A 13,190-nucleotide genomic window follows, 5' to 3' on the forward strand; every position below is an offset into this window, starting at 1 on the left:
TGGACAAGGTTTTCCTTGTCCAAGGGGTTATTCTGTACGTTGGCACAATTTTGCAGCCAATTCTTTTGGATACAGTGTAATCGACGGCAGCGTATCCCTATCCACCCATACAGCTTTATAGCTTCCCCGCTCCGGGTCGCGTTCTGTAAATTCCATGCCGGCGCCTGTTCCGAACTTCCCGCCTGTAACTGCAGCCAGAAAATAGCATTCCTCCACCGTGCCTGACAGCCTGAAAATGCATTCACCAATTTCCACTTCCAGGCCCAGTTCCTCCAAAGCTTCCCGTTTGGCAGCTTCTGCAGGCGTTTCTTTTGCTTCGATGCCGCCGCCTGGAAAGACGTAATAGGTATATCCGTTCCGAATTCTTTCAATCAATGCCAATCGATTATTTTCGATTATAATCACACCAGCCCGATTTCTCATGACCTGAACCCGCCTTTCAGTAATTTCAGCCGATTTGCTTGAAATTCAAGCTGCTGGGTATATAATAGTATGTATAAGAAAAAGCCGCCCGGTGCGTCAACACCGGACAGCAAGCAATCGACAGGTCCCAACAAGGGAGATCAGCCATTAGGTTACTTAATAAGGATAACCCGCAGAGCTACCAACTCAAGGGCGGGTTATTTTTTTTGGTCTTTAGACGAAATCATCAGCATCAGGCTTGCGAAAGTTACTGCAAACATCAATGCTTCATAAACCGTCATATGCACCACCCCCTTTCTTCCGGGGATGGCCAACCACCCTTGAGTTCCCTATTCGATTGCATCTTTCAGTTTACCATAGACAAGTGCAGAGGCAGACAGGCTAATTTCTTATTTCCATCACTTTTATCTGTTTAAATAAAAACTTTTCAATAACTATTTGCTTGATGCTTGGGTTCCAGTTCAATCACGAATGTAATGATGCTTTTCACTTTTTCAGAATGTTCACCCTCCAATGTATACATATCACAATAGCAGAAATTGCGGACATTCCCTTCATCATCATTACGGCGGCTGACCCCTTTAACAGCAGCTTCGCCCTGGCTGCAAATAACCGATTCAATCTCGTATTCCATATTACTGAAGTCTGCTACACCGAAAGCAGCGTCCAATAGCCCCTGCTTCCCTTTAACAGGTTCTGCACCGACAATCGACCAGGTCACATTTTCCGTGACATGGTTATTAATGAATTCCTGATCTCCATTAAAAAAAGCGGCATTGAATTTACGGAAAAAATCTGCTTTCGCCTTCTCTTCCATCTGGATCGCCTCCGAATAGTTTCTGGTGACGGTTGGCATTTTAGCATTTGAAAAAAATTATACTTCTTATCATCCTCCTTTAATATTCAAATATTTCTGACATTTAAACACATTCTAATTTTACATCAAAAACACATTTAAATAAATACAGCAAGTTCCATAAATGTCCATATTGAGTGATAAATATTTATGTTTCCCGATATACAACAAACCGCTCCCTCTAATGGGAGCGGTTTGTTGCGGTTATCTTCTCATTTATCTGATTCCTCTTCTTTTTCAGTGCGTCCTTTCTGCTGATTCTGTATATCTTCTGCTTCCAGATCCGGTAATTGTTCTTCAGGCGTTCCAGTAAAACGTTCTTCCCTATCTTCTCCGTTATTTTGCTGCTCTTTTTTATCAGGCATTCGGTTCACTCCTTTGTTAAAGTTTATTGTCCTTTACCCGTTCCATTATTTTTCAAGCAGTTCAGTCAGCTTGCTTTGTTTAATACGCCTTTAATAAGGCTATTTCTTCTATATAGCAAAGAGGAAGGATGAACTGAATGGATAACATCCCTGTTTGGTCAAAAGATCTTGTCAGAAGGCACTTACCCCATCGCCACCCGGAAAGCCATAAAGGTACATATGGGACCGCTCTATTGATTGCCGGCAGTTCAGGAATGCCTGGCGCTGCAATCCTAGCGTCTGCTGCAGCGATGCGCAGCGGGCTTGGTAAATTGGTGGTGGCGACAGCCAGGGAATCCATAGCACCAATCGCTTCCCATGTGCCGGAAGCGACTTTCGAGCCCGAATTGATGGAGCGCATTAACGATCCTGACCTTGACCTGGACTCTTATAAAGCTATTGCAATCGGTCCAGGGATGCTCCCGGATCAAAGAACTGAAGCTGCAGTCGGGCACCTGCTCCGAGTCGGAAAACCACTTGTGCTGGATGCCGGTGCCCTGTCTGAGAGAGCATATGGCAAAACTGAAGCTCCCGTCATATTGACACCGCACCCGGGTGAATTTTCACGGATCACAGGAGTTCCGCCAGAAGAACTTCAACACAAGCACGCTCATCATGCCGCAAATTGGGCTGCCAGGTTAGGCGTCACCATCATTCTGAAAGGTCATAATACTGTGATCGCATTTCCGGACGGCGAAATTTATTTGAATCCGACCGGCAACAGCGCACTTGCAAAAGGCGGCACCGGCGATACACTGACCGGCATGCTGCTTGGCATGCTCTGCTGCCATGATAACTGGCGGCACGCGGTTCTGAATGCTGTCCATCTCCACGGGGCGTGCGCAGATGAATGGGTCACAACCCGCTCCGCGCATACGTTGCTTGCCCACGAGCTGACGGAGCTTCTGCCAACAGTCATGAAGTCATATGAATGATAAAAAAAGGGGTTATCAGATGAATATCTGATAACCCCTTTTTGTTTTATACCAATGCGGATTCTTCGCCTAATTGAACTTGAACTGCGTCTGGCTGTTCTGAAACGAAATAACGTCTATGCCAAACAAGGAACATAAAAATGGTCCAGATTTTACGGGCATTATTTGCTTTATTCGTGTAATGCTCATCCAAAAGAGCAAGGAGCTCGTTCTGATTGAAGAATTCTGCCGCTTCGTCCGAAGTGAAATAGGACTTGATCTGCTGATAGAATTTATCTTCACGCATCCAATTACGGATCGGCACAGGGAAGCCCATCTTTTTGCGATTGGCTGAAACTTCCGGAAGTGCCCGGCGAGCCGCGAGCCGCATCGCATATTTGGTGTCATTCGCGCCAATGCGGTAATGGGCAGGCAATCGGGATGCTGTCTCCATCACTTTTTTATCCAGGAAAGGCACACGCAATTCAAGGGAATGAGCCATGCTCATCTTGTCGGCTTTCAACAGGATATCCCCTACAAGCCAAAGATTCAAATCAAGATACTGCATTTTCGTCAAATCATCTTTTCCTTTGACACGGTCATAAACGGGCTGCACGATTTCAGCTACCGTGGGGCCAGTCTGGTAAGCGGGCTTAAGCATACGAGCCGCTTCGTGTTCAGGGAATACGTTGGCTTGGCCGATAAACCACTTCTCTACCGGCAGGCCGCCTTGGATCAAAAATTGCTTGCCGCGCATCTCCGGCAGTTTTGCTGCTGCAGAACCGACGGCCGAACGCAAGCCAGCTGGCAGCTTTCTGTATTTCTTCAGATTCGGGCGAACATCATAATCATCGTAACCACCGAATAATTCATCCGCTCCTTCACCCGACAAAACGACTGTAACATCTTTTTTCGCAAGTTGAGCCAGGAAATACAATGGCACAATCGACGGATTGGAATGCGGTTCATCCATTAAATACTGGATTTGCTCCAGCTCGCTGAAACATTCATCCGAATTAAGGACTTCATTGATATTCTGGATTTCCAGTTCATCAGATAAGATTTGTGCATTGTCGATTTCCGAAAAGTTCTTATCACTGAAACCGACTGTGAATGTTTTGTCCGGTTTAAGGACAGAAGCCACATAACTGGAATCCACTCCACTGGACAGGAATGAACCGACTTTTACATCACTGATCCGGTGAGCCTGGATAGATTCGCGAATCACGCTGTCGATTTCTTCCACTGTTTCTTCCAAAGGTTTCTCGTTTACATCAAAAGAAGGTTCCCAGTAACGCTCGAGTGACACCTGGCCTTCCTTATACACCATAAAATGGGCTGCAGGCAGCTTGAAAACGCCTTTGAAGAAAGTCTCGTCCATAACAGAATACTGGAATGTCAAATAAGGTTTCAACGCATCCCGGTTCACTTCTTTTTTGAATGCCGGATGCGGAAGGAAACTTTTGATTTCGGAGCCGAACAGCAAAACGCCGTTCATGTTCGCATAATATAACGGCTTGATGCCGAACATGTCTCTGGCAACAACCAATTTCTTTTCCTGGCGGTCCCAGATGGCACAAGCGAACATGCCGCGAAGCCGGCTGAAAATCGCCGTGCCGTATTCTTCGTAACCGTGGATGATGACTTCACAATCCGAATGGGTCGTGAAGTCATGCCCTTTTCCGATCAGCTCTTCACGCAGTTCCTGGAAGTTATAAATTTCGCCGTTGACCATGGAGACAAGCGTATTGTCTTCATTATGGAAAGGCTGGCTGCCGCTTTCAAGATCGATGATGCTCAATCTGCGGAAACCCAAAGCTGCTTCCCCTTCCAAAAATTCACCGGCTGAATCCGGTCCTCTATGTATGATCCGGTCCATCATTTTATTCAATATAGATCCGGCATTTTCTGTATTACCTATAAATCCTGTAAATCCGCACATATGAAGCCTCTTTTCCAAATTTAATCATAATGCTATCCTTGTTTCCTCATTCATTAAATCACATGAAACCCTAAAAAAGAATCTATATGTGATAAATTTTGTATAAAAATTTTAAAATCAAAAACCGTAAGAAATTAAATACATATAAATGTATGTATTTAACAAAATACTAATTTTAAATATCCCCTTTGAATTTGACGTTTTTTCCTCTTCTAAGTTCCTGATCCAACGCTTCTTCACTTTGAATCGGCCGGTAACATAAAAAACTGGTGAACAAGAGCTCCGCTCTTCTTCACCAGTTTGTCATCAGCCATCTCTTTTGCTCAGATAATCCATTAACCCCATTGAACCGACCATCAAATCAAGTTCGATGAGCATATAGACCTCATGGTCATCACTGATACCCAAAGAACGTAATCTTTTAGTGACCTGTTTTTTGAGCCGCGCTGCCAGCTCGATATATGTTTCTTGTGCCTTTACGGCTGCTTCCGCTTCTTCCATAAAAACATCCAGCCATTCGAGCGTCTGGTTAAAAGCCGCTTCCGGATTTTCAGTCATCCCGTAATGTCCATAAAATGCACGGATGAACCCTTCTTCTTTCATTCTTAAAATCGATTCGCGCATGAGATCCGGATCGAATTGATTAGGAGAAGTCGAAGGCAAATGAAATTCGATATTCTCCTTCGCCAGCTGCTTATAATGTATTCCGGCAGTATCACCCGTGAATATGCCTTTGCTGACAGGGTCCAGGATGGCTAAATGATGATTTGCATGTCCTGGCGAATTCCAGAATACAAGCTTGCAATCCGGTCCTATTTCCAGCTCATCGCCTTCCCCTTTTATCAGCAATTTCTCTTCCGGTACAGGCAGCACCGGCTCGAACAAACTTTCAAATCTGTCCCCATAGACCAATTTAGCTCCCGCCACCAAACGTGATGGGTCTGTAAGATGCCTTGCTCCTTTCGGATGCACCACAAGTTTCGCATTCGGACAATCCCGCAGCAGCAGCCCTGCTCCGCCAGCATGGTCGAGATGAATATGAGTCACAATGACATATTTGACTTGATCTAAAGAATAGCCCAGTTTTTTTAGCCCTTCTTTTATATAGGGAACTGATGGACTTGGGCCGGTTTCTATTAATGTGAGCTTATCTTCGTTGATTACGTATGTACCTGTTCGTTCCGAGATATTCATATCAAAACCATCAATCAATGAAATACGTTCTGTTAAAACTTTTGGATCTTTTATGCTCATGAATAACCCTCCTTTTATTAAAGATAAGTATAACAAATATTCGGTCAATAAATTCAGTTCATATCGGCTGAGTATATGAATACGTATACATACTGATAAAATTATATTTTACGGGTCGAATTCCGTTCAAATAACACAGGTGCATATTTCATTTCAACGGATTTATTCGCACTACCTTCTTCTATCGCTTTGACCAGCCGGTCCACACCATCACTGTAAATATCCCTGTCTCCAGATATACCGATACTGCTCAAGTTCATGTAAGACATGGCAGATAAAGGTGCATTACCGATACCCAACAATGAGATATCGTCAGGTATCCTATAGCCATAATCCACCAAAAAATCCATAGCGCGGTATGCGATCATATCCGTTGCTGCTATAATGGCCGTCGGTCTTTCCTTTCTTGCCAGCATTGCTGATAAAGGTGCATCCAAATCATCGATGGCTGCCATGGCACGCAAAATATTCATGTTGTTCGCTTTTGCGCATTCCTGGAATCCTTGATATCGAAGCTGAAGATGCGACTCTGATGGTTCTCCTCCGAGCCAGCCAACATTGCTATGGTTCAGTGAACTGATATATTCAGCTGCTGCAGCACCTGCCAAGCGGTTGTCCAAAGAAACGGTATGCTCATTTGCAGCTGGCTCCATATCGAAAAACATCAAGGGTATCCCTGTTTTCTTCAATTTGGCTATCGCAATTTCATCAATGACAATAGAACCCAGGATTATACCTTCCGCCTGCGTATTTTGAACTGATAGGAGAACCGATTCAGGGTTTGAGGAATCCTGTAAATGGATCTCTGCAATGAAACCTCTTTCCTGGATGCGTTTTATTGTTTCATTTGTGAATTCAGCATTGTCCGGATTATCGAGCGGACCGCTTACTATTGCGATCACTCCGCTTTTTCTGCTGATCAATGAACGGGCTGCGGCATTTGGACGGTAATTCAACTGCCGTATCGCGGCGTTCACTTTATCAAGCGTCGGCTTATTCACTTTATCAGGATCATTCAAAACTCTGGAAACAGTTGCTTGTGATACACCAGCGAGCTTGGCGACATCGATTGAAGAGACCATCTGTCCTCCCCCTTTTCTTAATTTAAAGTATATATGTATACGTATTCATAATCAACGAAATCCATAAAATAAGCCCTTTCCAAGATATATACCTGGAAAGGGCTTTGGTTAGTCTTTATTGCGAAGCATAACGATAACGGTCTATACCACCGGGAACGGGTAGCTTTTTGGCCCGTTTACGGTCAATCGCATCGTTTTCAAACTTCGCTGAAATGAGTCCCAGCACGACACCGAACATTGCCCCAGCGAAAACTTCAATTGGCTGATGGCCTAATAGTTCCTTCAATTCTTCTTCTCGCTTAATCAATTCAAGGCTTGGGAAATCGCCTTTCAATGAGATAAGGCTGTCTTCAAGGTCATTGACCAGCTGTGCAATTTCACCGGTATGTCTTCTGATGCCTTGTGCATCGTACATGACGATTGTGCCGAATACAATAGCAAGTGCGGTTTCAGTATGGCGCGTCCCTTTGTTGGCGGCCACATATGTAGCCAGAGCAGATACACCTGCTGAGTGGGAGCTTGGCATGCCTCCGGTTGTAAACGCGTGTTTCAGATGCCATTCACCCGTCAATTTTTTATTTGTTACAATTTTTAATGCTTGAGCGATGCCTATCGCTGATAATGATGTGATTACTCCACGGTTCATACAATCCGCCTCCTGCTTTGGATACTGCAGCAAAAATGCTGTATAAAGACCAATACCCTAAAATATAAACTGATAACCGGAAAATTTCAGGCATAAAAAAAGAAGCTGATCGACGCTTCTTTTTTGCAGGCTATTTTTTGTTGGAATGTTGAGCCAGGACAATCCCCGTCGAGCTTAATGTATCGATCAGCAGTTCATGCATCAATTTATAGCCTTCCTCATTGGGATGGATACCGTCCAACCAGATCCCTGGGTTTTTCCCCATCTTATCCGTCTTCGATATGATGACGCCCCGTTCTCCGATAGCGCGGTTCCAGCGTCTGTAGAGAAGTTTTGTCAATCCCCAGTACTGATGCTCTTTTTTCATGGAATTATACAAATCGTTCTGAACGATCAGCATTTCCGGATTCAACTCACGAAGCTTGGCATACATTTCAAGCAGATTTTTCCGGTAATTAACGCGGATTGCTTTAAAATTACGGACCAACCCGGCAGTTCCCAGTTTTCGGAATCCCTGCAGCAGGTCATTGCCGCCGATATTGATCAGCACCAGGTCAGCGGAAGCTATCTGGAGATCCCATGAGCCGGATTTCAATTTTGCTCCAAGTCCGTCACTCGTCAGCCCATTGATGCCCAGGTTGATGACTCGGCTTCCCGGAAAACTCGTTTTCAGATACCTCGAGATCCCTTCTTTTGTTCCATATCCGTATGCGACAGAGTCACCGATGATGACAATTGTATCGATTGAATATTCCTTTTTGTGTTTTTTGATTTTATTTAAAGGCGCTTTTGTTAAAAGGGCGCCCGTCAGCGATTTATTCTTCAATCTAAGCACCTCCCTTTCAATCATCCATTATCATAATTATATCATTATAACATTATTTTATCAAATGTTTCACCTCTTATCAGACTTATGATTATACAAGGCAAGTAATTTCACTTATCATTTTAATATGTACTCAATCAAGCACTTTTTAAAGGAGGCTGACAATGACTGAAATCTATGCTATTTTAGGCATTATCCTGATACTTGCGGGCATTATCGATTTTGCATGGACGACTTTATGGCCCGACGGCGGAGCGGGACCTATCACAAAAAGGATTTCGCTGCTTTGTTGGCTGGGCATTCGTTGGCTGAGCGGAGGGAAATCCTTTATCATCAGCATGGCCGGCCCTATAATTCTTGTAGCGACGCTGTTGACTTGGATCCTGTTGTTTTGGACCGGGTGGACATTGCTTTTTGCTGGAGATTCTGCTTCATTCATTGATACAAATGATAATAATCCCATCAGCTGGGCGGAACGGTGGTATGTCACCGGTTACCTCCTTTTTACACTCGGTGTAGGGGATTACATCATGAAAGAGGGCTTATGGCAGATCCTGGCTGTCCTGACAGCTGCAAGCGGCCTTGTATTTATCACACTTGGCGTTACCTATATCTTATCGGTACTCGATGCGGTTACCCAAAAAAGGGCTTTCGCTGAAAGTGTGCGTGGAATGGGACAAAATGTAACGGAGATTGTAACGAACTCGTGGAATGGCGAAAATTTTCATAACATTGATCTGTTACTCAACACCTTTTCCTCCCAACTAAGCACATTGACATCAATGCATAATGCGTATCCTATCCTGCATTATTACCACTCAAGCAAACGCGATGAGGAACTCGCCGTGTCGGTCGCTACATTGGATGAAGTTTTGACTGTCTTCAAATTCGGTTTAAGGAATGGCCACGGGCCGAATCAGCTGCTCGTCCATGAAGCCAGATCGACAATCGACAGTTACATCACAACATTGCGCAGCGGTTATATCAGTCCGGCAGAAATAGCTCCCCCGCCACCGGACCTGGATACGATGAGAGAGAGAGGGCTGCCAGTTGTCCAGACAGACGATTTCCTGCAGTCACTCGAAGAGTCATCTGAACGCCGGAAAGCATTATTAGGAAGTTTGCGTGACAATGGCCGAAAATGGCCGGAATAAAGCAACTTAAAAAGCGGCTCTGCAAAGTGGTTATTTCCACCTTGAAGAGCCGCTTATTTTTATTCACTTACTGTTTTTTCGCCTGTCCCTTATTTGTTACCACCGTATAGTTGCCGAATTCGTTTACGCTCAAAGTGAAGGTATCGCCATCCAGTTCGCCCTGGATGATTTTCCATTTGCCTTTCGCATCTTCACGTGCGCCGAACTGGATTTTTACGCCGCTGTCAGTATCAAAAGCCAAAGTGAAGTCAGAGTTGAAATCTACATCGATTTCATTGCCTTCCGGATCTGTAACTGCGATGTCAAGTTGCTGCGTCAACGCTGGACGTTTGTCCACCGTTTCTTCGTCGTCGACAGCCAGTTCCAGGTTGAAGCTTTGTCCTGCAGCATCCGCCAATTGCTGAAGGTTTTCAGCCGTGAAAGTGATATCCGCTGCCGGAAGATCGATCAACAGATCTTTTCCGCTCGCCAGCAATTCTTCGACGGTGCCTTCAGTAAATTCGATTGTCAGTTTGCCTTCTTCGTCAAATTCGCCTGCTGTGATAACAGCCACATCTCCTGAATAATCAGGATCCGCTTCCTGTTCGCCCGGCACTGCCGGTTTTGAGAAATCAATCTGTGCAAGCAATGGATCGTGGTCAGATGCGCGTCCATGTTCTTCCATGAACATGGCGTTGATATGAACCATATCCAGTTCTGTGCGATTCGCCAGGTTGTTCGTCACCAGCAGGTGATCAAGAACCTGGGAATTGCCCTGATAATAGTAAGAGAAACGGTCTTCGAGTGGAACATCTTCCACTTTATTAGTTAAAATATCACCTTTTAATGCTTCCATTGCTGGTGTGAATTCAAAATCATTCATATCACCCGCAACGATGACATTCAGGTCCGGATCTTGTTCAAGTCCTTCCTGGATGAAGCCGTTGATGGCTTTCGCCAGTTCAATGCGTTCTTCTTCAGAACCAAGGAATGGCGGCTGGTTTTGGCCGAATAATGGCTCGTCTCCGCCTTTTGAATTTAAGTGTGCGCCGATTACAACAACCTGCTCACCCTGGAATTCGAATTGTGCGGCAATCGGTTTGCGTGTATTCGGCATCGGGATCGGCTGAATGCGGCCTGGATTCAATGACAATTCACCGTCCACCCATTCCGTATCCTGTGTCGCAGTTCCTTTTGTTCCTTCTGAAAGTGTTACGCGTTCCGGGTTGTAAAGGTAACCGACGCGAATATTTCCGCCAGGCTGTCCTCCGTCCTGATTGTATTCAGGCGCAATATCCGTCCATGCATAAGTTGGACCGCCAGCAGCTTCGATATCAGCGATCAAGCGTTCATAACTTGCAGTTGCATCGCTGTTGCCGGATGCCGTCGGACCGTCGCTGTCCTGTACTTCCACCATGACGATAATATCCGGTGAATTTAAATCGTTCACAAATGATTCGGCAATGCGCTGAGCTTTCGCGTCAGAAGTGTGGCTTGGGTCTGCAGAGAAGTTCTCCACATTATAGGCTGCCACCGTCAACTCGTCTTCCGCGTTTTGGATCCACGTCTCTTCCGGCGTTGTTCCGCCGTCCACTATTGCCGGAACTTCATTTTCATTTGTCCAAATCTGGTAATTGCCGAAGCCGAAGCCAAGTACGCCAACCGGCATTTCCGCAAAGGTGTCGCCAGCTTTGGCGATGACATTTTCACCCGTCGTTACAGTGATGCGTTCCGGATTATAATCATCTTCCGCAAGCAAAATGCCGCCTTGTTTATGGAAATCATTGTTTGTTGCATTCTTGGATACGACGAATACTTCGCCGTAATCCTGTGGTCCAACGATTTGTGCGTCAGCCACACCTACACGCATCAATTCAAGTGATTCCCAGAAATCGATGCCGTCTTCTTCCGGATCGAACGAAGTCAATCCGTCATTTTCAATATTTTGAGTCGGAGGGAAGACATCTTCTCCGATGACAAGCGGTTCCGGCAGATCAGCCGTACCGTTTTTCACTACTTCCGTCGAACGGATGCGTGTCAGCGGCAGGTCGTTATCCCGCATATCCGAATAGCCTTTATAGAACCATTCTTCCACAGTCCCCGCTACTGTCACGAGATCACCAACTGCAAATGAGGTGCTTGCACTGGATCTGTTTACGATAATCGCTTCTGAAGTCGTCCAGTCGCCATCGTCATCCAAGTCCTGGATGACAAAATTCGCACCGTTGTAGAAATGTGTAATAACGCCGGTGATTTCATTGACTGCTACGTCTTCGTAATTTGAATAATGGCCTTGCCCTTGAATATCACGGATGCGCAGATCTTCCGTTTTCAAAACCGTATATTCGAATGAAAAGACTTCCGATGTTTCGTCAGCTGAAGCAATCGCTTTGATGACTGTATCTTCCGTCAATACGATCGGCGCTGTGTATTCTGTGCTGGCGGCTGTTGGATCTGAGCCGTCAAGCGTGTAATAGATCGTTGCGTTTTCCCAGCCTGACTGAAGCGTGATCTCTGTGCCTTCAGACACGATGCCCGGGAAAACATCCGCATAGACAGCCGGTTTGTTGACTAAGTCGAAGCTCTCGAAACCTAATGTCTTCACCTGATAAGTATCATTGTATTTAGAAGCGATTCCTGTCACATGGATCAGGTCACCTTCCTGGTAACGCTGTGTGAATTGCTCAAAAGTCACGCCGTTGCGGTTGTCGTTTCGGATAATTACAGATTCCCCGTTTTCCGCCACTGCAGAAAACTCGAAAGTACCGTAATCATTGACCGCTTGCAGACCTGTAATCGTTACATTCTGCAACTCAACGCGCTCACCTTGCGTTTCTTCGTTCACTCCTGCAGGTGTAATCGTTTGCAAAGCAGGAAGTTCGTTGTTCGATGACAGCACCTCTACCGTGTTCGGCTGCAATTGCAGCTCCCCGCTGTATTCTGACACTGAGCCAGTCAAACGGACGATATCGCCAGGCGCTGCTGTCGCGCTGTTCGTGTAAACATAAAGTCCAGCTGTTTCGTCCTGGACATAGAACGCGTTGCCGCCCCAGAAACCGGTACCTGTAGTAACTGTCGCTTCCACCTGGATCAATTCACCAGGCATTGTGCGGGCTTCAGCCAATGAATTTACAACAGTCGGTTCTGGTGGAGCTTCGCCTTCAGACAGGATTTCAAAAGATGTTGTCGAGCGTAAACCTGGAACGCTGAAATATGCACTTAATGTTCCGGTAATGTTCACTTCCGCTTTGAAGTTGGTCGGGTTATCGACCAAATTTAAACCTGCTCTTACAGAACCGGTCGGTAATTGCACCGGCAGTATTTTAGCCGGGTCTGTTTCATCCGGTGAATCTGCCAGTCCTAAATTGGTTGCACTTGAAAAAGGTGCTTCCTGGTCATAACTGCTCCCACTATTGGCTGTGCCCACAATATACCCATTAACTGTGGCCGTTCCAGAGTTATTCGCGATCGCGTCCGCCACCGAGATGGGATCTGCTGCATTTGCAGTCGCCATATACGGCAAAGCTGCTGACAGCACCAATAAAAGACTTAGAAAAAGCTTCCCTAATGCGCTTTTCGTCAAACTATTCACTCCCTCTTTTGAATTTGCGTACGGCATAATTATACAAGAAGAAAATATACACTTTGTTAAAATTATGTAATATTATAATAAATTTACCCGATAGTCCTATGATTCAAAAGATGTATAG

At 45.4% G+C, this 13,190-nt stretch carries 11 protein-coding genes; 2 read left to right on the top strand and 9 right to left on the bottom strand.

Features of this window, described 5'->3' with window-relative positions:
- Window positions 1-27: 27 nt before the first annotated feature.
- The 3 genes from D2910_RS02285 to D2910_RS16805 all read right to left on the bottom strand — a co-directional run bounded on the left by D2910_RS02285 (window position 28) and on the right by D2910_RS16805 (window position 1,644).
- Window positions 28-423, bottom strand: coding sequence for an NUDIX hydrolase (locus D2910_RS02285; RefSeq protein ID WP_117312268.1), 396 nt, complete (start codon window positions 421-423; stop codon window positions 28-30).
- Window positions 424-850: 427 nt separating this feature from the next.
- Complete coding sequence (locus D2910_RS02290) at window positions 851-1,240, bottom strand: nuclear transport factor 2 family protein (RefSeq protein WP_165850124.1); 390 nt, start codon at window positions 1,238-1,240, stop codon at window positions 851-853.
- 251 nt (window positions 1,241-1,491) lie between these two features.
- Complete coding sequence (locus D2910_RS16805) at window positions 1,492-1,644, bottom strand: hypothetical protein (protein ID WP_165850125.1); 153 nt, start codon at window positions 1,642-1,644, stop codon at window positions 1,492-1,494.
- 137 nt (window positions 1,645-1,781) lie between these two features.
- Between D2910_RS16805 and D2910_RS02295 the strand changes: the two genes are divergently transcribed.
- Window positions 1,782-2,618 carry an NAD(P)H-hydrate dehydratase gene (locus D2910_RS02295; protein ID WP_117312270.1) on the top strand — a complete coding sequence of 279 codons (837 nt, stop codon included), beginning with the start codon at window positions 1,782-1,784 and terminating at the stop codon, window positions 2,616-2,618.
- A gap of 46 nt (window positions 2,619-2,664) precedes the next feature.
- On the opposite strand, the gene asnB is transcribed toward D2910_RS02295, so the two are convergent.
- From asnB to D2910_RS02320, 5 genes are all read right to left on the bottom strand, one after another.
- A complete protein-coding gene (asnB, locus tag D2910_RS02300) occupies window positions 2,665-4,539 on the bottom strand; it encodes an asparagine synthase (glutamine-hydrolyzing) (RefSeq protein WP_117312271.1) in 1,875 nt (624 codons plus the stop codon).
- Between the two features lie 306 nt (window positions 4,540-4,845).
- Window positions 4,846-5,793: an MBL fold metallo-hydrolase gene (locus tag D2910_RS02305; protein ID WP_117312272.1), complete on the bottom strand. Its 948-nt coding sequence runs from the start codon at window positions 5,791-5,793 to the stop codon at window positions 4,846-4,848.
- Window positions 5,794-5,894: 101 nt separating this feature from the next.
- Window positions 5,895-6,875, bottom strand: a complete 981-nt coding sequence (locus tag D2910_RS02310) for a LacI family DNA-binding transcriptional regulator (RefSeq protein WP_117312273.1) — start codon at window positions 6,873-6,875, stop codon at window positions 5,895-5,897.
- 115 nt (window positions 6,876-6,990) lie between these two features.
- Window positions 6,991-7,521 (bottom strand): divergent PAP2 family protein, encoded by a 531-nt coding sequence (locus D2910_RS02315; RefSeq protein WP_084245817.1) that lies wholly within the window; start codon window positions 7,519-7,521, stop codon window positions 6,991-6,993.
- A gap of 130 nt (window positions 7,522-7,651) precedes the next feature.
- Entirely contained in the window at window positions 7,652-8,347 is a 696-nt protein-coding gene (locus tag D2910_RS02320; RefSeq protein ID WP_165850126.1) for an SGNH/GDSL hydrolase family protein, read from the bottom strand.
- A gap of 164 nt (window positions 8,348-8,511) precedes the next feature.
- On the opposite strand from D2910_RS02320, the gene D2910_RS02325 reads away from it, so the two are divergent.
- The gene (locus tag D2910_RS02325; RefSeq protein ID WP_117312275.1) at window positions 8,512-9,501 is read left to right on the top strand and encodes a two pore domain potassium channel family protein; all 990 of its coding nucleotides are present in this window, start codon (window positions 8,512-8,514) and stop codon (window positions 9,499-9,501) included.
- Window positions 9,502-9,568: 67 nt separating this feature from the next.
- Here the strand turns inward: D2910_RS02325 and D2910_RS02330 are convergent, their stop codons facing one another.
- Window positions 9,569-13,072, bottom strand: a complete 3,504-nt coding sequence (locus D2910_RS02330) for a DUF6359 domain-containing protein (RefSeq protein WP_377280296.1) — start codon at window positions 13,070-13,072, stop codon at window positions 9,569-9,571.
- Window positions 13,073-13,190: the final 118 nt, after the last annotated feature.

The sequence above is a fragment of the Planomicrobium okeanokoites genome (assembly GCF_003428875.1).
GTDB lineage: Bacteria > Bacillota > Bacilli > Bacillales_A > Planococcaceae > Planococcus > Planococcus okeanokoites.

Coding starts and splice junctions, on each gene's coding strand:
- D2910_RS02285 (WP_117312268.1), bottom strand. CDS start 423: ATGAGAAATCGGGCTGGTGTGATTATAATCGAAAATAATCGATTGGCA.
- D2910_RS02290 (WP_165850124.1), bottom strand. CDS start 1,240: ATGGAAGAGAAGGCGAAAGCAGATTTTTTCCGTAAATTCAATGCCGCT.
- D2910_RS16805 (WP_165850125.1), bottom strand. CDS start 1,644: ATGCCTGATAAAAAAGAGCAGCAAAATAACGGAGAAGATAGGGAAGAA.
- D2910_RS02295 (WP_117312270.1), top strand. CDS start 1,782: ATGGATAACATCCCTGTTTGGTCAAAAGATCTTGTCAGAAGGCACTTA.
- asnB (WP_117312271.1), bottom strand. CDS start 4,539: ATGTGCGGATTTACAGGATTTATAGGTAATACAGAAAATGCCGGATCT.
- D2910_RS02305 (WP_117312272.1), bottom strand. CDS start 5,793: ATGAGCATAAAAGATCCAAAAGTTTTAACAGAACGTATTTCATTGATT.
- D2910_RS02310 (WP_117312273.1), bottom strand. CDS start 6,875: ATGGTCTCTTCAATCGATGTCGCCAAGCTCGCTGGTGTATCACAAGCA.
- D2910_RS02315 (WP_084245817.1), bottom strand. CDS start 7,521: ATGAACCGTGGAGTAATCACATCATTATCAGCGATAGGCATCGCTCAA.
- D2910_RS02325 (WP_117312275.1), top strand. CDS start 8,512: ATGACTGAAATCTATGCTATTTTAGGCATTATCCTGATACTTGCGGGC.